The organism is Senegalimassilia sp., assembly GCF_977052095.1.
Genome location: NZ_CDRSTZ010000006.1, coordinates 1 through 21,108 on the forward strand (window position 1 = coordinate 1; position 21,108 = coordinate 21,108).

At 60.7% G+C, this 21,108-nt stretch carries 17 protein-coding genes and 1 tRNA gene; 15 read left to right on the forward strand and 3 right to left on the reverse strand.

What is annotated here, in order from left to right:
* From ACWI6D_RS02095 to ACWI6D_RS02115, 5 genes are all read left to right on the forward strand, one after another.
* The coding region (locus ACWI6D_RS02095) for a transcription antitermination factor NusB (protein ID WP_449133489.1) at positions 1-2,034 on the forward strand (2,034 nt) is incomplete at its 5' end.
* Between the two features lie 244 nt (positions 2,035-2,278).
* Entirely contained in the window at positions 2,279-2,842 is a 564-nt protein-coding gene (locus tag ACWI6D_RS02100) for an Ltp family lipoprotein (RefSeq protein ID WP_449133490.1), read from the forward strand.
* Between the two features lie 90 nt (positions 2,843-2,932).
* Entirely contained in the window at positions 2,933-3,355 is a 423-nt protein-coding gene (locus ACWI6D_RS02105) for an XRE family transcriptional regulator (protein WP_337369353.1), read from the forward strand.
* Positions 3,312-4,730, forward strand: coding sequence for a serine/threonine protein kinase (locus tag ACWI6D_RS02110; RefSeq protein WP_449133491.1), 1,419 nt, complete (start codon positions 3,312-3,314; stop codon positions 4,728-4,730). The genes ACWI6D_RS02105 and ACWI6D_RS02110 overlap by 44 nt, the downstream gene beginning before the upstream one ends.
* Positions 4,731-4,834: 104 nt before the next feature.
* Positions 4,835-4,931: transfer RNA gene (locus tag ACWI6D_RS02115), tRNA-Sec, on the forward strand.
* Positions 4,932-5,087: 156 nt separating this feature from the next.
* Here the strand turns inward: ACWI6D_RS02115 and selB are convergent.
* Together selB and selA are read right to left on the reverse strand one after the other, a co-directional pair.
* A complete protein-coding gene (gene selB / locus ACWI6D_RS02120; protein ID WP_449133492.1) occupies positions 5,088-7,028 on the reverse strand; it encodes a selenocysteine-specific translation elongation factor in 1,941 nt (646 codons plus the stop codon).
* 6 nt (positions 7,029-7,034) lie between these two features.
* Complete coding sequence (selA, locus tag ACWI6D_RS02125) at positions 7,035-8,498, reverse strand: L-seryl-tRNA(Sec) selenium transferase (protein ID WP_449133493.1); 1,464 nt, start codon at positions 8,496-8,498, stop codon at positions 7,035-7,037.
* Positions 8,499-8,709: 211 nt separating this feature from the next.
* Here selA and ACWI6D_RS02130 point away from each other — a divergent pair, with 211 nt between their 5' ends.
* From ACWI6D_RS02130 to ACWI6D_RS02145, 4 genes are all read left to right on the forward strand, one after another.
* Positions 8,710-9,552 (forward strand): formate/nitrite transporter family protein, encoded by an 843-nt coding sequence (locus ACWI6D_RS02130; protein ID WP_337368243.1) that lies wholly within the window; start codon positions 8,710-8,712, stop codon positions 9,550-9,552.
* A 363-nt stretch (positions 9,553-9,915) separates the two neighbouring features.
* A complete protein-coding gene (locus ACWI6D_RS02135) occupies positions 9,916-11,094 on the forward strand; it encodes a double-cubane-cluster-containing anaerobic reductase (protein ID WP_449133494.1) in 1,179 nt (392 codons plus the stop codon).
* Between the two features lie 189 nt (positions 11,095-11,283).
* The gene (gene yedF / locus ACWI6D_RS02140; RefSeq protein WP_449133495.1) at positions 11,284-11,886 is read left to right on the forward strand and encodes a sulfurtransferase-like selenium metabolism protein YedF; all 603 of its coding nucleotides are present in this window, start codon (positions 11,284-11,286) and stop codon (positions 11,884-11,886) included.
* An 11-nt stretch (positions 11,887-11,897) separates the two neighbouring features.
* Positions 11,898-12,143: a DUF3343 domain-containing protein gene (locus ACWI6D_RS02145; RefSeq protein ID WP_368406574.1), complete on the forward strand. Its 246-nt coding sequence runs from the start codon at positions 11,898-11,900 to the stop codon at positions 12,141-12,143.
* A 257-nt stretch (positions 12,144-12,400) separates the two neighbouring features.
* On the opposite strand, the gene selD is transcribed toward ACWI6D_RS02145, so the two are convergent.
* Positions 12,401-13,489 carry a selenide, water dikinase SelD gene (selD, locus tag ACWI6D_RS02150; RefSeq protein ID WP_449133496.1) on the reverse strand — a complete coding sequence of 363 codons (1,089 nt, stop codon included), beginning with the start codon at positions 13,487-13,489 and terminating at the stop codon, positions 12,401-12,403.
* Between the two features lie 603 nt (positions 13,490-14,092).
* Between selD and ACWI6D_RS02155 the strand changes: the two genes are divergently transcribed.
* The 6 genes from ACWI6D_RS02155 (at position 14,093) to ACWI6D_RS02180 (ending at position 20,969) form a co-directional block, all read left to right on the forward strand.
* Entirely contained in the window at positions 14,093-14,854 is a 762-nt protein-coding gene (locus ACWI6D_RS02155) for an acyl-CoA dehydratase activase (RefSeq protein WP_449133497.1), read from the forward strand.
* Between the two features lie 135 nt (positions 14,855-14,989).
* The gene (locus ACWI6D_RS02160) at positions 14,990-16,141 is read left to right on the forward strand and encodes an aminotransferase class V-fold PLP-dependent enzyme (RefSeq protein ID WP_449133498.1); all 1,152 of its coding nucleotides are present in this window, start codon (positions 14,990-14,992) and stop codon (positions 16,139-16,141) included.
* A 210-nt stretch (positions 16,142-16,351) separates the two neighbouring features.
* Positions 16,352-17,623, forward strand: a complete 1,272-nt coding sequence (locus ACWI6D_RS02165) for a glycosyltransferase family 4 protein (protein WP_449133499.1) — start codon at positions 16,352-16,354, stop codon at positions 17,621-17,623.
* 534 nt (positions 17,624-18,157) lie between these two features.
* Positions 18,158-18,745, forward strand: coding sequence for a bifunctional pyr operon transcriptional regulator/uracil phosphoribosyltransferase PyrR (gene pyrR / locus ACWI6D_RS02170; protein ID WP_129422926.1), 588 nt, complete (start codon positions 18,158-18,160; stop codon positions 18,743-18,745).
* 3 nt (positions 18,746-18,748) lie between these two features.
* A complete protein-coding gene (locus ACWI6D_RS02175) occupies positions 18,749-19,693 on the forward strand; it encodes an aspartate carbamoyltransferase catalytic subunit (RefSeq protein WP_303251117.1) in 945 nt (314 codons plus the stop codon).
* On the forward strand, positions 19,677-20,969 hold the full coding sequence (locus tag ACWI6D_RS02180) for a dihydroorotase (protein WP_449133500.1): 1,293 nt from the start codon (positions 19,677-19,679) through the stop codon (positions 20,967-20,969). The genes ACWI6D_RS02175 and ACWI6D_RS02180 overlap by 17 nt, the downstream gene beginning before the upstream one ends.
* Positions 20,970-21,108: the final 139 nt, after the last annotated feature.

Here is a 21,108-nt window from a genome sequence, read left to right on the forward strand (position 1 = left end):
GGCGAAAACCGCGGCGGTTACCGCGGCGACCGCGACCGCAATGATCGCGGCCCCAAGCGCGATTTCAACCGCGGCCCGAAGCGCGACTTCGATCGCAACGGCGCCCGTCCGCAGGGTGGCTCGCGCCGCGACGGCGATGCCGAGCGCACGCCGAAGCCTGATTTTCGCGGCCGCAACACCACGCGCGACCCGCGTCGCAAGCCCGAGCAGGCCGAACGCGGCGGCAAGGGCGCACCGCGCGGCAACAAGCCCGCTCCTCGCATGCGCAAGAACAACGCCACGCCGGCGCGCCTTGCCGCGCTTGAGGTCGTGCGCACCGTTCGCGAGCGCCAGGCATTCGCGCAGGACGTTATCGCGAAGGTGATCGACCATTCCAGCATGTCGGTTGAGGACCGTGCGTTCGCCACGCTGCTGGCGCTTGGCACCGTCAGCGCCCGCGGCACGCTCGACGAGATCATCGACCGCGCGCTCGACACGCCCGAAGACGTGTTCCGCGAGACGCGCGACGCGCTGCAGATTTCCGTGTACGAGCTCATCTTCTTGGGCAAGGAAGCGCATGCCGCTGTTGACCAGGGCGTCGAGATGGTGAAGTCGTTCAGCCCTGGCCCGGCTGCGCGCGTGGCCAACGCCGTGCTGCACAAGGTGGTGCGCCTGCGCCTGGACTTCCCGTTCGGCAACCCGGCCACCGACATCGACGCGCTTGCCCGCACGCAGGCGTTCCCCACGTGGATGGTGCGCAAGCTTATGGCCGACCTGGGCCCGCAGGCCGCTATCGACTTCATGCGCGCTTCGAACGAGCCTGCGCCGCTGTTCGTGGCCGTGAACGCCTGCAAGGTTACCGACGATCACGTGCTGAAGGCGTTCGAGCGTGCCGAAGAGGTTGCGGAGCCGGTCAGCCTTGGCGCCATCGACGTTCCGGGCTGCCTGCGCGTGCCCGAAAGCCGCGCGCTTCTGGTGCCGGCGCTTGAGCGTCAGATCGACCAGGGCAAGATGCTGGTGTCCGACGCGGCTGCCCAGATGGTTGCGGCGAACATCCTGCCCGATGAGAAGCCTGCCAGTGTACTGGAGGTTGGTGCCGGCCGTGCAACGAAGACCATTCTTCTGCAGTCGAACGCCTGCCGCAAGTACGGCTCGCAGATCGAAGAATACGTCACTATCGACAACCACGCGTACAAGACGCGCCTGCTTGAGAAGCGCGCCGAAGATTACGGGGTGAACGTCACTGAGGCATTCACCGGCAACGCGCTTGACCTGGACAACGTCATGCCCGAGCGCCTGTTCGACCTGGTGTTCGTTGACGCGCCGTGCTCCGGCATGGGCACGCTGCGCCGTCATCCCGAAATCCGTTGGCGCATGGCTGAGCGCGATGTCGAGAACTTCGCGAAGACGCAGCTGGGCATGCTGAAGGCTGCCGCAACGCACATCAAGCCCGGTGGCATGCTGGCGTACTCCACGTGCACGGTTACGCGCGAGGAGAACGCCGGCGTGGTGAAGGCGTTCCTTGACAGCGCGGTTGGCAAGCACTTTAAGCTTGACAAGCTGTGCGGTCGCAACGCCCTGGCCACGCGCTTGGCCCCCGGCTCCTCCGACGCGCACTTCGCCGTGCGCTTGGTGCGCGACGATGCGCCGGTGGAGCAGCTGGTGCAGGCCGCTGCCGCCGAGGCCGCGCAGATTGCCGCTGCCGAAGCCGCTAAGGCCGCTGAAGAGGCTGCAAAGGCTGCCGCCGAGGCCGCCGCGAAAGCTGCTGAGATGGCCGAGGCCGCCGCTGCTGAAGCCGCGCAGACCGAGGTCGAAGCCGAGGCCGCGCAGGCCGAGGACGCCGAGGACCTTGACGCCATCGAAGCGCTTGAGACCACCGGTGCCGCCCACGTGTCCATCGACGACATCGTGGCCGAACAAGCCGAAGCCCGCAACCGAGCCGAGCACGACGCCCCCGCCGAGCAGGGTGAAGAGCCTGCTCGGCAGGCGGCTGAGGAAGAAGCCGCAACTCAGGAGGATGCCGCCGAGACTTCCGGCGACGAAAAGGACGAATAGTCATTCGCTTCATATCCAATAACGCTCTTCTGCAAAAGCGCCGGTCCGCTTGGGCCGGCGCTTTTTGGATCTTCTCAAACAAAGTAGCGCCTCTGAAATATTGCTTGAGCATTCCGCGACCTCAGATGAGTTACTGGCGGATAACCTCCTAAATCGTAGCCGCGAGCTAATGAAATGATAGAGCCCTTTCCCTACCATGGAATACGTTTTCGCACGTCAAATCACTTATTGGAAAGGAATTGCTATGGCAGAGGACACCTCAGGAAAAGCAGCAAAGAAACCACTGTATAAACGTGTGTGGTTTTGGGTGCTTGCAATCATCGTTATTGCGGCTGTCGTTGGCGGTGCCGGTGGAGGTTCTAAGACAACAAGTTCGAACGCCTCATCTTCACAAACGACAAGCAGTGCTGTCTCGCAACAATCCACCGCTTCGAGTACCGAAAGCTCAACTGTTTCGCAAGGGCAATCGGAGACGACTGCAGAGCCAAAAGCCGCAGAAGCATCGGTTCCAACGGAGTATAAATCCGCGCTGAAAAAAGCTGAATCCTATTCCAACCTGATGCATATGTCGAAGCAGGGTGTGTATGATCAGCTGACTTCTGAATATGGCGAACAATTTTCGCCGGAAGCGGCTCAGTACGCTATCGATAACGTAAAGGCTGATTGGAATGCCAATGCTCTTGAGAAAGCAAAGTCTTATCAAGACACTATGAGCATGTCGCCTTCCGCTATTCGCGATCAGCTTACCAGCGAGTATGGTGAGAAATTCACCGAAGAAGAGGCTGACTATGCAATAGCCAATTTGTAAGCGTCTTATTCCGTTCTTCTGCTATCGTATTGAGAAGACTACATGGTTTACTTTAGTAAACGTGGAATTAAGCGAAAGAGGAAGCGGCGCGTGAAGGAACCCTTGACGGAAGATTTGCTTGATGAGTTGCTGAGCGCGCCCGACCCGGTGAAGTTTGCGGGCAAACATCGGTTGCATGGCCGCGATTTACCCAGTTACCTGCAGCAATTGCTTGACGAGAAAGGCCTTGTGCGTCCAGAGGTGGTGCGCCAGGCGGGCTTGAACCCCACGTTCGGCTATCAGATTTTCGTCGGCCAGCGCAAGCCGTCGCGCAATAAGCTGCTGCAGCTTGCCTTCGCTATGAGCTGCACGCTACGGGAAACGAACCGCATGCTGCGGGCCGGCGGCCACAACGAGCTGTATTGCAAAGACCGCCGCGATGCCATCATCATTTTCTGCATCAGCCATGGCGAGACGCTGCAAGCTGCCGATGAGCAGCTGTACGCGTTTCACGAGCAAACCATCACGGAATAAGCCGCTCGCGGCGCGGCCGCGCATCCGGCGTACTTCTGGTACCATTTCAGTTATGAATGACGAACTCCAGCAACAACTTGATTCCCTGGCGCGCGACGAGTGCTATCGCGTTGACGCCGTGCTGAAAAACGGCCAGCTCGAGCGCACTGAGCGCGTGTTCTTCGTCGGTCAAAACGGCTCGGAACAAGGCCCGTACATTCGCAAATATTTCGATTGCGAAGCGGGCCTTGGCGGAGCGTATCGGCGCATCTTGGATGCGCAGCGCCAAGGTACGCGCTTTTTGCACCTCCCGCGCATCTTCGATTGCTACAGCGTCGGCGAACAGGATGCGGTGGTCATGGAGTGCGTGCCGGGGAAAACGCTTGCCGACGTGGTGTACGAGTGCGACCCGTCCGTTGAACTGGCGAAGCGGTTGTTTCCCGAGGTGTGCGATGCCATTTGCGAGCTGCACGAGCGTTTCGACCCGCCGCTTATCCATCGCGACATCAAGCCGTCAAACTTCATGGCTGAAGGCAATGCGGTGTTCGTCATCGACCTGGGCATCGCGCGCACCTTTGATGCGGATGCCACTACCGACACGAAGCATTTCGGCACGCATGCCTATGCGCCGCCCGAGCAGTTCGGCTACGGCCAAACCGACGAGCGCAGCGATGTATACGCGCTGGGCATGCTGCTGTTTTACCTATTATGCGAAGAGACGCCTGAAGTAAACCATATCGCTCAAGTGCTGGCTACGCACAACGTGCCTTCGGTACTGCGCGATGTTGTTCTGCAGGCCGTTTCGTTTGACCCTGCCGACCGCTTCCAGTCGGTCAAGGCGTTGGCTCGGGCGTTTGATTCGTCTATCGCAGTTGTGCAACAGTCATCAGATGCTATCGCTTGTGGCGACCCCTATGATGTGGGCATTGATATAGGCTGCAAAAGTGATGAGGCTTGTGCGGTGCCGCATGAAGAGCCGATTTCCGCTGCCAGCCAGGGGAGTATGCCGGCGCCTGTCAAGACGAAATGTTCGGTAAAAGCGAACATGCGAAAGTTGTTTTCGCGAGTTCCTTATTGGTTGGGTTTTTCGTGGGATGTTTTGCTTATCATTTGGGTAGTTTTGCTTGCAGTGATTTGCGTGAACTCTATATTTAACACAAGTGGGGACACCGCGCTGCTGCCGATACCTGCTCGAGCTGTAACCTTCGCCTTTGCCTGGTTGTTGTTTATCAGCCCGATGCCTTTGTTGTTCGATCCGCGTCCTGTCTATCGAGTGCTGCCGAGGGTGCGGCGCCGTTCCTATCGGGCCCATATCATTGCTGCCGTTGTCTTGTTTGCCGTGGGTTTCATGGGCGTTGCGCTTGTGGGAAATCTGGTCTTGCCATACTACAAATAGCAAGCGAACCGACTTTCGCATGCGCTCTTTGCGGAATTGTCGGTGCGTTTATCGAATTGCTTCGTGTTACGCTTCTGTTACGGTACAATCTATTACGCCTTTTCGGAGATGGGTGGGGCCTGGTGGTTCCCGCGGCCTTCAAAGCCGTTGTGAGGCGCGCAGAACGTCTCGGGTGTGTTCGATTCGCACGCATCTCCGCCAAGAAATGCAAAGGAGCCCAAACGGGCTCCTTTTTGTTTGGATTGCTATTCCGTGCATCCGCACTCTCTTGTAGCATTGACGGTCGTCTTAGGTGTGGGCTCGGCGTAACCGTCGTCTTGTTCGTATTGCATTGCTTACCCTAGCGATTTAAAGCCATTACACCAGTTCGCGGGCGTCTCCGACGCGGCGTGTGAAACCGATGCCATCCAGGTGCTCAAGCACGGGAATGGCATGCTTGCGCGAAAGGCCCATGGCGTCTTTAAGCTCGGTGGCGCTGGCGGGGCCACCGGCCAGCTGTTCGGCCACGGCAGTTTTCAGCGTTGCGAATGCCTGGGAGTCGAAGAACAGGTCGTCGTTGACTTTCTCGATGCGGCCTTGCTTCTCCAGCACGCCAAGCGCTTTATAGGCTTGTTTCGGCGCCAGGTCGGCTTGGATGAACAGGTCTGCTGCAAACGGCGGTTTCACGCCGGCTTCGCGCAGGATGTCGGACAGCTTCTGCGCGTTCTGCTCTTCGAGCACGCGCGCGCCCGCACCCGCTTGCGGGTGGCTGACAAGACCGTCGCACATAACGGCCTGGCCGGACGCTTGGGCGGAAGCCAGCACGGCGGCGAATGCCTCGGCGCTGGCTTTGGGCATGACGCTTTGGCGCAGGGCGTCTTTTGCGATGCCCGTGGCCGCAGGGTTTGCGGCATGGAACTTCAGCAGGGCGTTCTCGATGGCTTTCGAAAGTTTTTGCAGCTGGCGCTTCGTGGTGAACAGCTCGGCAGACGCGTTTCCCGTGCTGATGCGCTGTGCGTTGCGGGCTTCGACCAGCGCTGCAAGCTCTTTTGCCGCGCGTGCCGCGGAAAGCCCGGTTGCTTGGGCGATTTCGCCGGCGCTGACGGGGTATTCGGCTTGAGCGAACGCCGCTTGCACAGCTGCGGCCTCATCGCCTGATCGCAGGGCTTCAAGCAGCGCCTTGTCGCCTTCGTTTATGGTGGTGGTGCGGCGCGGGTGGGCTCGCAGCACCACGCCGCCGCCGACGACATGGACGGGAGAATACGAACGAATCACGAAGCGATCACCGTATGAAACCGGCAGGTCCTCCTCGGTGCGAATTTGCGCCGCCGTCTTTTGACCTGGCGCGATGGATGGCAAGCCTTCCATGAGCAGCACGCGGCCGATGCATTCTTTCGTGCCGTGGGCAACGTGCACGCGCGAGCCGGATTCCAGCGGCTTGTCGTTTCCCGGCGTGCCCAAATACGTCAGGTCCACGTCGAAGTGATCGGTAGGCACCACGCTTCCGGGCGTGCAGAGGAAATCACCAGGGCGCACCTGCTCGGTGGACACGGCGTTCAAGTTGAGCGCCGTGCGATGGCCGGCTGCTGCAGCGTCGACGGGCTTGCCGTGCACCTGCACGGAGCGGATGCGCGTGCGCGTGCCGGCGGGCATGATCTCCACTTCGTCGCCAACGGCGGCAACGCCGCTCCACAGCGTGCCGGTGATAACGGTGCCGGCGCCTTTGATGGTGAAGCTACGATCGACGGGAAGTCGCAACGTGCTAGAGGCAGCGCGGCGCGCCGTAGCATGCGCGGCTTTCTGGATGGCCGCGCGCAGCTCGTCGAGGCCTGCTCCCGTGCGGCTGGATACCGGCACCACGTCGGCGTTTGCGTAGGGCGTTGCGGCCAGCCGCCCGCGCACCTCGTCGGCCATGAACGCCGCCCATTCGTCGTCTACCAGGTCGCACTTCGTCAGCGCCACCACGCACGTGGGGATGGCAAGCAATTCAAGCACGGCAAGGTGCTCTTCGGTTTGCGGCATGATGCCGTCGTCGGCCGCGATGCACAGCAGCGCCACGTCGATGCCGGTGGACCCGGCGATCATCTGGCGCACGAACTTCTCGTGGCCCGGAACGTCCACCACGCCCATGGCGGTGCCGTCGGACAGCACCAGCTGCGCGAACCCCAGCTCGATGGTGATGCCGCGCTGCTTCTCTTCGGCCAGGCGGTCGGGGTCGGTGCCGGTAAGCGCCTGCACCAGCGTGGATTTGCCGTGGTCGATGTGCCCGGCCGTGCCCAGCACCAAATCGGGCACGGCGGCGTTCGAGTGTTCGCTCATGCGCTTTTACGCCTCCTTCGCGCCGGGAAGCGTCGCGAAGTAGCTTCCGACGGCTTCGGCGATTTCAGGGATGTCGCTTTCGGTGATGGTGCGCGCATCGAACAGCACGCATTCGTGTTTGATGCGCCCGATGACCGGCACTTCGCGGTTGCGCTGCAGGTGCGCTTCGCAGGCCTGCGCGTTGCCGGCTTTGAACTCCAAGCGCACGCAATACGTGTCGATATCGCACATAGGAAGCGACCCGCCGCCTGCGCGCCCCGTTTCCTCCACGATGTCAAGATGCGCCTGACGTGCGGAAACGTGCTTGCGCAGCGCATGCATGAGCGCTTCGGCTCGCTCGTGCACCACGTCTGCGTCCTCGGTGAGCATGCGCAGCGTGGGAATCTGCTGCAAGGCCGCCTGCGGGTCAAGGTACAGGCGCAGCGTGGCCTCAAGCGCCGCAAGCGTCATTTTGTCCAGGCGCATGGCGCGAGCAAGCGGGTGCTTCTTCAGGCGGTCGATGTAGGCTTTCTTGCCTACGATGATGCCGGCTTGCGGGCCGCCTAGCAGTTTGTCGCCCGAAAACGACACCAGGTCGCAGCCGCCGGAAAGCGACTCGCGCACGGTCGGCTCGGCGTATTCGCCGAACACGTCGAGATGCAGAAACGCGCCGGAGCCTTGGTCCTCGTATACCAGCACATCGGGCGCGCAGCTGCCCGCGGCGCGACGGCGCGCGTTTTCGGCGTCGGCAATGCGGCGCAGGTCGGCTTTCGACACGCTTTCGGTGAAGCCGATCATGCGGTAGTTCGACGGGTGCACCTTCAGCAGCATGGCCGTGTCGGGCGTGATGGCGCGCTCGTAATCGAAGGCGTGCGTCTTGTTCGTGGCGCCCACCTCCACCATGCGGGCGTTCGACTGCGCCATGATGTCGGGCACGCGGAAGCTGCCGCCGATCTCCACCAGCTCGCCGCGGCTGACGATGGCCTCGTGCCCGGCGGCGAACTCGGCCAGCACCATCATGACGGCCGCCGCGTTGTTGTTCACGGCGATGGCCGCCTCGGCGCCGGTTAGCGTGCAGATGAGGTGCTCCACATGGTCGTGACGGCTGCCGCGCGCCATGTGCTGGGTGCTGTATTCAAGCGTGGAATACCCGCGCGCCGCATCGACGACGGCCTGCACGGCGGATTCGGCCAGCACGCTGCGGCCAAGGTTCGTGTGGATGACCACGCCGGTGGCGTTTATGACGCGGCGCAGGCTCGGGCGCAGCGTGGCAAGCGCGCTGTGGCAAGCGGCTTCCAGGATGGCCTCGCCGTCAACGGCTTCGACGGTTCCGGCAAGCACGCCTTGACGCACGCTGTCGATGGCGCCGCGCGCGCAGTCGACCAGCATGGCGCGGGGGATGATGTTCTCAAGCGCCTTGAGCGGCGGTGCCTGCATAAGCTCTTCGACCTGCGGCAAGGCTCGCAGCAGGTCGGTACGGGGTTCGGGCATGGATCCTTCTTTCGGTATGTGAAGCCGAGCAACTGACGGCAATTATTGATTTTAACTAGTATATAGAATCTCTTTCCGAAGGCGTTCGACACCTCGAAAGGTACCGTTCGTGAGCAAAAACGAAACTTAAACGGTAGCAATAACGCGAACATGTCAGAATGTTATGTGATTTTCTCTTAAGACGAGAAGGCCTCAACGAAGGAGATGGCACATGAGCATGGATCAAACTGATGTGAAAACGTTAAAACCGGACGAGCTTTCGCCTGCAGAAACCCTGGCGAAAGCAGAAGGCATCAGCGTTACGAAGTCGAAGATGGGCGTGGCAAAGTGCTTTGTGTCGGCTATGCTTGCCGGCGCGTTCATCGGTTTCGGCGCCACGTACTTCATGGTGTTTTTGGGCGACTCCACCATGCCGTTCGCGGCTCAGCGCATGGTTGGCGGCATCTGCTTCTGCCTGGGCCTGGTTTTGGTGCTGTGCTGCGGCGCCGAGCTGTTCACGGGCAACAACCTGATGGTCACCGGTCTGGCTTCGAAGAAGATTTCCATGGGCGGCATGCTGAAGAACTGGGTTGTCGTGTGGCTGGGCAACCTGGCCGGCTCGCTTTTAGCTGTGGCGCTTATTTTCTGGGCGAACGTCGGCGGCATGAACGGCGGCGCCGTGGGCGATGTGATGGTGTCCGTGGCCGTATCGAAGGTCACGCCCGACTGGTTCGTGCTTTTAGGCAAGGGCATCATGTGCAACATCATGGTGTGCCTGGCCGTGTGGATCGGCTTTTCCGCGCGCACCGTGGCCGACAAGGTGCTGGGTATTTTGCTTCCCATCAGCTTCTTCGTGGCGGCGGGCTTTGAGCACTGCGTTGCTAATATGTTTTTCCTGCCCACCGGGCTGCTCATGAAGACGATGGGTTTCGGCGCTTCGGTTGCCAACGTCGGCGCGCTTGATCTGGGCGCCATCTTCTACAACATTTCGGCAGCTACTATCGGTAACATCATCGGTGGAGCGGTTGTTGGTTTGGCATACTGGTTCATCTACAACCAGAAGAAGGTAAAATAAACCAAGCGTTCTCTGCCATTGCGAATCGGGTCGTTGCACTATACGTGCAACGACCTTTTGTATTCATGGGCTGTTTTAACACGAGGTGTTTCAAGAACGCAAATCCTAAGGATGGCTACCGTTCTCGTGCGTGACAACTCGTACCTGCGACTGCTTTGCTATCAGTGAGGAGATACGTTGTTGATACGCTCTGCGCGTGCGCCAAACGCTCCTAGCATGTTGTTCGCGGTGCTATACTTCGGTTCGTCATAGGTGCGTCGTTTCTGCCTTTGGGCGTGCTTTTTCGCGAATCGCTAGCTGGTACATTTGCGTGTATGCGGCTGCGTTTCACCATTTCAGACGAGCAATAGAATAGAGGTTTTCATGTACGACCCCTCCGCGGAGCCGGCGGTCCCTACCGACCTGCCAAGCATTTACGAATCGTTCGACGAAGCGCGTCGCGCCAGCTTCATCAACGCCATGAACTACAAGCAAGACGGCGGCAAGCTGTGCGGTTACCTGTGCTCTTACAGCCCGCTTGAGCTGGTCGATGCGGCCGGCGCCGGCGCCGTTGGCCTGTGCGGTATGAATAACGAGACCATCCCCGACGCCGAAACGGTGCTGCCGAAAAACCTCTGCCCGCTTATCAAAGGCACGTACGGTTTCGCGCTCACGAACAAGTGCCCGTTCACCTATTTTTCCGACATGATTCTTGGCGAAACCACGTGCGATGGCAAGAAAAAGATGTATGAGCTGCTTGCCGACATCAAGCCCGTGCACGTTATGCAACTTCCGCAGGCGCGCAACCGCAGCTACGCTCCCGATATCTGGTACGAAGAGTGCAAGCTGCTGAAAGAGGAGCTTGAGCAGCGCTTCGACGTTGATATCACCGACGAGAAGCTGCGCGAGGCCGTTCGTCGCCGCAACCGCGTGCGCCGCGCCATGCTCGACCTGTACGGTTTGCAGCAGCTTGAGCCGCCTGCCATGAGCGGCGTTGAATTGATGACCACGCTTCTGCGCGCCACGTTCACGTTCGATGTGGAGCAGTATGCGCAGATTCTCGAAGACTTGGCCGCGAAGCGCCGTAGCGCTTACGAGGCGGGGGAGCGCCCCGTGTCGAAAGACGCCAAGCGCATCATGATCACCGGCTGCCCCACGGGCGGCGTTATCCAGAAGGTGGGCATGACGGCTGAACGCGCAGGCGGCGTCATCGTGTGCGTTGACGATTGCTCGGGCGAGCGCACGCAAAGCATGCTTGTAAACGAAGGCGCCCCCGACATCCTTCGCGCAATTTCCGACCGTTACCTGCAGATCAACTGCTCGGTCATGTCGCCGAACACGGGCCGCATCGAGCATATGCTGGACATGGTGAAGAAGTACAAGGTGGACGGCATCGTGGAAGTGGTGTTGCAGGCGTGCCATACGTTCAACATCGAGTCTGCGCTGGTGCAGCGCGCTTGCGAAGAGGCCGGCGTTCCGTATATGAAGCTTGAGACGGACTATTCCACGAACGACGCCGGTCAAGTGGAAACGCGTCTCGGTGCGTTCATCGAGATGCTGTAGCAAGCTTTTTATCTCGTGTTTAACCGGTTGTCACCGGTGTTTGAAATACGGCGAATCGGTAGGTGAGTACCCGCTGCATCGGTTTGCATTTGCGGCTGAAGATATGTTCGAAACCAATCGATGGGCCAGAGGGTTATACTCGCTAGCAATAAGCAGTACGTGCGGCAAAGCCGCTGAAAGGAGCAGAATATGGAAACGATCGATGCGAAAGGCCAAGCTTGCCCTATGCCGGTAGTGCGCGCGAAGAAGGCGCTTGCCGAAATGGGTGAAGGCCAGCTTGAGGTGCTTGTCGACAACAAAACGGCCATGCACAATCTTGAGAACCTTGGCAAGTCTTTGAAGATTGCCACGCAGTCCGAAGAGCGCGGCGAGGCGGAGTTTGCCGTTACGTTCACCAAAGATGCTGCAGCAGCTGGCGAAGCTGAGGATTGCGGTTGCGGAGAGCTGGTCCCCGCAGGTGACAAGGTGGTTGTGCTTTCCAGCGACTGCATGGGCGCCGGCGATGACGAGCTGGGTGCTACGCTTATGAAGGCGTTCGTGTTCGCCCTTACGCAGCAGGATGAGCTTCCGGCTACCATTGTCGCGTATAACGGCGGCGTGAAGCTGACGGTTGAGGGAAGCCCAGTGCTTGACGATCTGAAGAAGCTTGCGGAAGCTGGCGTGGAGATCATGAGCTGCGGCACGTGCCTGAACCATTATGGTATTTCCGATAAGCTGGCTGTTGGCGAGGTCACGAATATGTACGTAATCGTTGAGAAGCAGCTCAACGCCCGCGTGGTCGTGCGCCCGTAAAGCGAGCGGTAATGCCATCACGTTGCAAAACCCCTCACGCGGTGGTGACGTTTGACAGCACGGCCGATGCCATGGCCGTGCAGGCCGCCGCAGCCGACGGCTCGGTCCCGGGACGCATGATTCCCGTCCCTTCCGAAATTTCCGCCGGCTGCGGATTAGCCTGGAGCACCCCCGCCAACCAACAACAAGAACTAGAGCAAGTGCTGCAAACAAAGAACCTATCCTGGTCCGCCATCAACATAGTGGACCTCTACTAGAGGTTGACAAGCAAGCAAATCCGTAGCGTCGAGCGAGAGCTCGACACCTAATAGAAAGCGCCAAAGGCGCGCCACAAATTGTAAATTGCGCTTCCGCGCAAAAAAGTGTGACGCGCCTACGGCGCTGAATTTGAACGACTGAGCTTTCGCTCAGCCCTACGAAATTGGGTTGAAACCCGCGATGACCTGCGGTGTTGTTGTAGTCGAACCTCAACTCTATAAGGACGTGTGTTCCGTAGCTTTTGGTGGCTCCGCTTCTACCAGTTCATGTAAATGTGGCCTGGTTTACCGATGGTGAATTCACCGATGCGGGTTGGAGGGCGGTTTATTCGTTTTTGGAACTCTGCCTCGAACTTCTGTGCCTGTTCGGGCGGAATGGCCACCAGCAGGCCACCCGAGGTTTGCGGGTCGCACAGCACGCCCATGCGGTTGTCGAACTCGAAGTCGTCAAGCCCGCCTTGTTCCACAAAATATTCGGCCCAGTCGATGATGCCGAACGTCTTTCCGGGGCGGCAATAATCGCACGAAAGCTCGTACACGTCTTCGAACAGGGGCAACGCCTTCCAATCCAGGCGCGCCGCGCACCCGGAAGCGTCAAGCATCTCGTGCAGGTGCCCGGCAAGGCCGAACCCCGTCACATCGGTTGCCGCGCGCACGCCGCAAGCCAGCATAGCCTCGGCACCGGCGCGGTTGAGCTCCATCATGCCGTCGATGACGGGACGCAAGTCGTCCTCGCTCTTCAGATTCGCACGCAAGGCCGCGTTCATGATGCCCGTCCCCAGCGTTTTCGTGTAATACAGCACGTCGCCCGGCAACGCGCCGCCGTTGCGGATCATGCGCTTCGGGTGCACCAATCCGAACACGGACAGCCCGTACTTCGGCTCATCGTCCTCGATGGAATGGCCGCCCACTACGAACGCCCCGGCTTCGCGCACCTTATCAGCGCCGCCGCGCAGCACGTCGCCAACCACATCGGTGCCGAAGCAGCTGGGAAACGCCAGGATGTTCAGGCACGCAACGGGGCGCCCACCCATGGCGAACACGTCGGACAGCGCATTGGCGGCGGCAACGGCGCCGAATTCGTACGGATCGTCCACCACGGGCGTGAAGAAGTCCAGCGTCAGCACGGCTGCGTTGTCTTCATCCACCTGGTATACGGCGGCGTCGTCGGCGGTATCGAACCCCAGCAAAATGTTCGGGTCCGGCAGCGCCGGCGCAATGTCTTTCAGTATTTCCGAGAGGTCGCCCGGACCCCACTTCGCCGCTCAACCGCCTTTTTCGGTCAGCGTGGTCAAGCGTATGCGTTCGCCGTCGTTTTCCTTTTTCGACTGCGCACTTCCAGTCATAGCGTGCCTTTCCTGCGAGCTTGAATCGCTTGACCTGCGCAAAAACGCTCGGTCAAGCGCGTGTTTTCGTTGATGAGTATACCAGCCGTTTAAGAGCGCACGGCATGGTCTTGCCGCTCAGGAATACTAGAGTGCGAAAACCTCATGAATTGGCTTAGTGAAACGCCCTGAACCCTTATCTGCGCGCTTGCGGAGTGGTATGGTAAACGCATCAGCCGGCTTTTCTGCATCCGGCGTTTTCTGCAACGGGCAACGCGCGTATCGCGCTTGCTCCGCATTCCCATTTTCCAATATATCAACACGCCGCGAAGCGGCATGTGGCCAGCGAGCGGCCTTACGCTCGCGCAACAAGGCGAGGGACGTACAGCGCAGGGGGCGCTGCGTCCGAAAGGAGACGCGTATGACCGATCGTCACTTGCTGCTGCGCAAGGCTTGGCGTTTCAGCGCATCGTCGAGCTTGAACGTCAGATAGACGCCTCGCGGGACCGCTTCTGCTAAACTCGTTGACGTAACGCACGTATGACGCGCGCCGGTTCACCCGGCGCGCTTTTGTCGCGTCCGCAGGCAAGGCGGGCGCCTGTATCCAGGCAACAAGGAGTTCACATGATTGGCATCGGCATCGATATCGGGTCTACGGCCACGAAAGCGGTTGTGGCGAACGACGCGGGCGACATTGCGGAGAAGCTGGTTATGCCGACCGGTTTCTCCAGCGTGGAAGCGGCCGATGAAGTGGCTAAACGGCTGCAACAGGCCGGCTATAACGCCAACGAGCTTCCCGTAGTGGCAACCGGTTACGGCCGCATCGCCGTTCCTTACGCGAACAAGGTGGTCACCGAAATCACCTGCCACGCCCGGGGCGCTTGGGCGCTGTTTGCAGAAGATGGAACCGTTGTGGACGTGGGCGGTCAGGATACGAAGGCTATTGGCCTTGCCGCCGGCAAGGTACGCAAGTTCGTGATGAACGACAAGTGCTCTGCCGGTACGGGGCGCTTCTTGGAGATCATGGCCGACCGCTTGGGTGTCAGTCAACAGGAACTGGCGCGCCTGGCTGCAGCGGGGCAACCCACCGTCATCTCGAACATGTGCACGGTGTTTGCGGAATCCGAGGTCATCTCGCTGGTGGGCAAGGGAGAGCCGCGTGAGAACATCGCGCGCGGCGTCATCGACTCGGTGGTGTCGCGCGTTGCCACGCTGGTGGGGCAGGTGCCGGCTTCGCGCTATTTCCTTACCGGTGGCCTTTGCGAGAACGACTACGTGCGTACGCGCTTGTCCGAAGAGCTTTCCGCTCCTGTTGACTCGTGCGAAAACGGCAGGTTTGCCGGTGCGCTTGGCGCGGCATTGCTTGCTGCCGAACTGGATGTTTAGCTACCGGTAACCGTCTGTAACCGGTATAAGGCAACGAACGCGGCAGGCGTTGTAATGCCCGCCTGTTAGCTAGCGGATACGCGTCAAGCGGACGTTTCGCGTTTCGAGCGGATTCAAGTATGGAAAGGGAAGGTATTGTCGTTGGTTTACTTGGACAATGCGGCAACCACGCAGCACAAGCCGCAAGCTGTCATCGACGCCGTCACGGCGGCCATGTGTTCGTTCGGCGGCCCGGGCCGCGGCTCGCACCAGGCAGCCCTCGACGCGTCCCTGGCGGTATTCGGCGCGCGCCAGGCGGTTTCCAACTTGCTGGGCGGTTGGGGCGCCGCCAGCATATCGTTCGCTATGAACGCCACGATGGCGCTCAACATCGCCATTGACGGGCTGCTTTTTGAGGGAGGTTGCGCCGTTACCACGGCGGCTTCACACAACTCCGTGTTGCGGCCGTTGTTTCGTGCGCGTGACGAGCGAGGTTGCACTGTTCGCATAGCGCGCATAGCCCCTGATGGTGCGCTTGACTGGGACGACTACCAGCGTTCGCTCGAAGGGGCATCGCTTGTGGTGGCCACGCATGCGTCCAACGTTACAGGCGACGTGTACGATGTCGCGCGCGTGGCGCACATGGCTCACGAAGCAGGGGCGTTGTTCGTGCTTGACGCTGCTCAGACGGCCGGCGCCTGGCCGCTCAACGTTGTTGAAACAGGCGCCGATGTCGTGTGCTTCACCGGCCATAAAAGCCTGTACGGCCCGCAGGGCACGGGCGGGTTGATCGTGCGCCCTGGTCTTGAGATCGAGCCGCTGCTCGAAGGCGGGTCGGGCGTCCACAGCTTCGACGAACGTCATCCGCGCTTTATGCCCGAAGCGCTTGAAGCGGGAACGGCGAACGCGCACGGCTTGGCCGGCCTTGCTGCGGGTTGCAACTGGCTGGCTGACCAGGGCGTTGCAAGCGTTTCAGAACGAATTGCTGCTATGGCGAACCGGTTTGCCAACGAGATAAGCGCTGTCGGCGGCGTGCGATTGCTCGGAGGCGGTTCGGGGCAGCGCTGCGGCATCGTGGCCCTCAACGTCGGCGATGTTGATTCCGGCGTGGTGTCCGATGCGCTGTCGCAGCACTACGGCATATGCACGCGGCCCGGCGCCCATTGCGCGCCGCTTATGCACAAGGCGCTGGGCACCGAAACCCAAGGCGTCGTGCGCTTCAGCTTCGGCGCCATGAACGATGATGCCGATGTGGACGCCGCCATCGCCGCCACCAAAGAGCTCGCAAGCGAGTTTTCTGGCGAGTAGCGAAGACACGCGGGCGATTGGGTCTTCCGACCGTTGCTATCACCCCCCCTCGAAGCCCAGGTGCCGTCAACCGGTGCCTGGGCTTCGCTTACGAGCCAGCATCGCTGCCACGTAGCTGCGCGCTTCTTGCTGGCATAAGCTGATTGCGGTTTCTCCGTTATCGCGTCGATAAAAGCGCGCGCGTCTAATACTCAAATCCCAAGGAGCGTCATGAGAATCCTCTGCATATCCGCCCAAAAGCCCGACAGCACCGGCAGCGGCGTATACCTTGCCGAAACCGTTCGCTCTATGATCGGGCAAGGTCACGAAGTGGCTGTTATTGCCGGCATCGACCGAGACGATGTGCCGCAGTTGCCTGCTGGAGCGGAATTCTTCCCGGTTCGCTTCCGCATGGACGCGCTACCGTTTCCCGTGTGCGGCATGTCCGACGTCATGCCGTACGAGGCCACGCGTTATCGCGATATGACGCCCGACATGGTGGATGCTTTTCGGTCTGCGTTCGCGCAGTGCATCCGCGAGGTGCTGCTGGCGTTTAAACCCGATGCCGTTATCTGCCATCACCTGTATCTGGTGTGCTCTGTTGCTGCTGAAGTGCTAAACGAACTAGCCGGTGAAAACTGGTCACCGGGTTGGGTTCGTTCTGATTCGCCATCAGGTAAGATGCCCTGTTCCATCTGGGGAATCAGCCACTCAACGGACCTTCGCCAGCTACGCAACCATACGCTTGAGCACCACCGCATCTTCGATGCCGTGCGGCGCCTTGACGGCATCATGGCGCTTCACGAGGCGCAAAAGGCCGAGATTGTCGAGCTGTTCAGCATTGATCCCGCAATCGTTCGCGTAGTGGGGACGGGCTATAGCGCCCACGAGTTCGCCCCACGTCCTGCGCTGCGCGCGGCAAACCCGCTGCGCGTGCTGTACGTGGGCAAACTTTGCCGTGCGAAGGGCGTCGAAAGCTTGGTGCGCGCGTTCAACCTGCTGCCGTTCGACCCGGAAACCGTGGAGCTTTGCCTGGTGGGCGGATACAGCGACCAGGAACAATACGACCGCATCGTCGAAGTGGCGAATTCGTGCCGCTTCCCGGTGCTGTTCCATGGACGCGTGTCGCAAGATGATCTGGTGCTTGCGTACAACATGTCGCACGTGTTCGTGTTGCCGTCGTTTTTCGAGGGTTTGCCGCTGGTCACCGTGGAGGCGCTGGCAAGCGGCTGCCGCGCCGTGGTCACCGAGCTTCCCGGCGTGCGCCCCTGGCTTGAGACTTCGCTTCCGGGCGCGCCTGTTGCGTTCGTGGCCCCGCCGACCATCGTCGGCACCGATACGCCCGTCGAAGAGGACTTGCCGGCGTTCGAACAGCGCTTGGCCGACGCGCTGGCCGATCAGCTGCGCGAAGCGGCAAAGCACCCGCTGCATGGCACTGGCTTCGACACTACGGCCGTCTCTTGGGATTCGCTAGCCGCCCGCATGGTGAATCTGCTGCACTAACAACCCCAATCGCGCATCCGCAGCGCCCAAAAACTCGATGCAGGTACAAAAAACGCTCATGTATGTGATTTGCTGGAAATCATCAGGCGCTAGCGAAATGCAACGTTTTGTTTTCGCAGGTCAGAACGCTGCTGGATTTCATGTCGTCAGAGGGTAAGGGATTAAATCACATACATGAGCGATTATGCATCGGCATCGGCATCGGCTGCGCCAGCTGCGTGCGACCATAGCTGGTTGTTCTGCATAAAAATCCGTCTCTTGGCCGGATTTTTCGATATTTGGGGTTGCGCAGCGCCGCAATAGCGCATATAGTGCTCTCAGTTCCTTTAAATGCGGTACAGAGAGACCGACAAGGTAACACCCGAAACGCTCACCTGAACAAGAGCGGATCAGAGTCGAAGCCTTTGTCAGTCGCAAAGGCGTTTTTTATGCCCGCGCGACATGACGTCAGGGTTCGAGCGGGCCGAAAAACTCGGCGGCTCCGCTTGACGCGACGTGTCTGTCTGTACGCACTCGACATGAGAAAGGGTGTGTATGACTGACGCAGGAACGGTCAAGAACGTTTGCATGAACGCAGACGAGATCGAGCGCTCTTTGACGCGCATCGCGCATCAAATCCTCGAGACCAACAAGGGCGCGCACAACCTCGCGCTCGTCGGCATCGTCACGCGCGGCGACTTGCTCGCGAAGCGCCTGGCCGACAAAATCGAGGCAATCGAAGGCACGAAGGTGCCGCTGGGCAAGTTGGACATCAGCTTCTATCGTGACGACTTCGCCACGCATTTCGCCCCCGAGGTTCACTCCACTGAAATCAACTTCGACATGGACGGCAAGGACGTCGTGCTGGTTGACGACGTGCTGTTCACCGGCCGCACCATCCGCGCGGCGCTTGACGCGCTTATGGACATCGGCCGCCCGGCCCGCGTCGAGCTGGCCGTGCTCGTCGACCGCGGCCACCGCGAGCTGCCCATTCGCGCCGATTACGTCGGCAAGAACGTGCCGTCTGCGGCCCAGGAAAACGTCCGCCTGTTCCTTGAGGAAGTGGACGGCAAATCCGAGGTCGAGATTCTGGAAATGTCCGCCGGCGCCCACATCGGCGCAGCCCCGCTCGGAGGTGAATAGCGCATGGCTTTCAACCACAAGCACCTTATCGATATCACGGAGTATTCCGCTGATGACATCATGGCCATCCTGGAAACGGCCGTGAAGTTCAAGGAAGTCAACGAGCGCCGCATCAAGCAGGTGCCCACGCTTAAAGGCTTCACCGTCGTGAACATGTTCAACGAGCCGTCCACCCGCACGCGCTCCAGCTTTGAGATGGCCGAAAAGCGTCTTTCCGCTTCCAGCCTGAACTTCGGCGGTTCGTCCACGTCCACCGTCAAAGGCGAGTCGCTGGTGGACACTGTGGAAACGCTGTGCTCCTACAAGGTGGACATGATCGTCGTGCGCGACAAGCACGCCGGCGTGCCGCGCAAGATCGCCGACGTGTCGGGCGTGCACGTCATCGACGCCGGCGACGGCAAGCACCAGCATCCCACGCAGGCCCTGCTTGACCTGTACACCATCTGGCAGACGAAGGGTCGCCTCGACGGTCTGAAGGTCGGCGTCGTCGGCGACATCGGGCACTCCCGCGTGTGCGGCAGCCTCATCCCCGCGCTGAAGATCATGGGCTGCGAAGTTACTGTTATCGCACCGCCGACGCTGCTGCCCGCGCGCCCCGAGGTGCTTGGCGCCGACCACGTGTCGCACAACATCGACGAGGTGCTGCCCGAGCTCGACGTCGTGTACATGCTGCGCATCCAGCGCGAGCGCCTCGAAGGCGCCCCGTATCCCAGCCTGCGCGAGTACAACATGCTGTACGGCCTCACCGAAAAGCGCAACAAGCTTATGCGCCCCGACTGCATCGTGTGCCACCCGGGTCCCATCAACCGCGGCGTGGAGCTTGACTCCTTCATGGCCGACCACCCGGAGCGCTCGGTTATTCTCGACCAGGTCTATGCCGGTATCCTGACCCGCATGGCCGCCCTGTACCTGCTGCTTGGAGGGAGCGAAGATGGCATTACTGCTTAAGAACGCGCACGTGATCGACCCGCAGGTCGGTCTGAACGAAACCGCCGACATCCTCGTCCGCGACGGTAAGATCGTGGAGGTTGGCCAGAACCTGACCATGGAGAAGGGCGTCGAGCGCGACCTGGCCGGCAAGATCGTGGTCCCGGGCCTGGTGGACATGCACGTACACCTGCGCGAGCCGGGCTTCGAGCAGAAGGAAGACATCACTTCCGGCACGCGCGCGGCGGCACACGGCGGCTTCACGGCCGTGTGCGCCATGCCGAACACGAACCCGGTTGTGGACAACGCGGTGGCCGTGGAGTATGTGAAGTCCATCGCCGCACAGGTGGGCAAGTGCCGCGTGCACGTGTCCGGCTCCTGCTCGCAGGGCCTGAAGGGTGAAACGCTGTCCGAGATGGGCGACATGATCGCTCACGGCGCCGTGGCGTTCACCGACGACGGCCATGGCGTGCAGGGCGCGGGCATGATGCGCCGCGTCATGGACTACGCCAGCCAGTTTGGCCGCGTGGTCATGAGCCACTGCCAGGACGAGGATCTGGTGGGCGAAGGCCAGGTCAACGAAGGTGTTGCCTCCACGCGCCTCGGCCTGCTCGGCTGGCCGGCGGAAGGCGAAGAGCTGCAGATCGCCCGCGACATCGCGCTGTGCCGCCTGACGGGCTGCAAGCTTCACATCCAGCACATCACCACGGCGCGCGGCCTTGACATGGTACGCGCCGCGAAGGCCGAGGGCCTGCCCGTCACGTGCGAGGTCACGCCGCATCACCTGTTCCTTACCGAGGACGCCATCGGCGATGACTACAACACGTCGCTCAAGGTGAACCCGCCGCTGCGTACCGCCGCCGACGCCGAGGCCCTTGTCCAGGGCGTCATCGACGGCACGGTTGACGCCATCGTCACCGACCACGCGCCGCACACGGCATGGGAGAAGGACCGCGAGTTCGAGCTTGCCCCGTTCGGCATGATCGGCCTGGAAACCAGCTTGGGCCTGGTCATCACGAACCTGGTTGCCACGGGCAAGATCACGTGGGAGCGCCTCGTCGAGCTGATGAGCGCCAACCAGCGCACCATCCTGGGCTTTGACCGCGTTGCCATCGAGGCTGGCAGCGTGGCCGACCTCACCGTCATCGACCCCGAGGTTGCCTGGACCGTCGACGCTGCGGACTTCTGCAGCAAGGCCAAGAATTCCGGCTTCATCGGCACTGAGCTGACCGGCCGCGCAACCGACGTCTACGTCGGCGGCTACGCCACCATGGAAGATGGCAGGATCGTCGAGTAACAACGCTCGAAAACCGCAATGCAAAGGCGTGGCTCCAAAGTTCTGAGCCACGCCTTTTTCTATAACGAACGACCTGTCCCCTTGTCAGAAACCTGGCAAGGGGACAGGTCGTTCGTCAGGTTTTGGCTGTCGCCGGTGG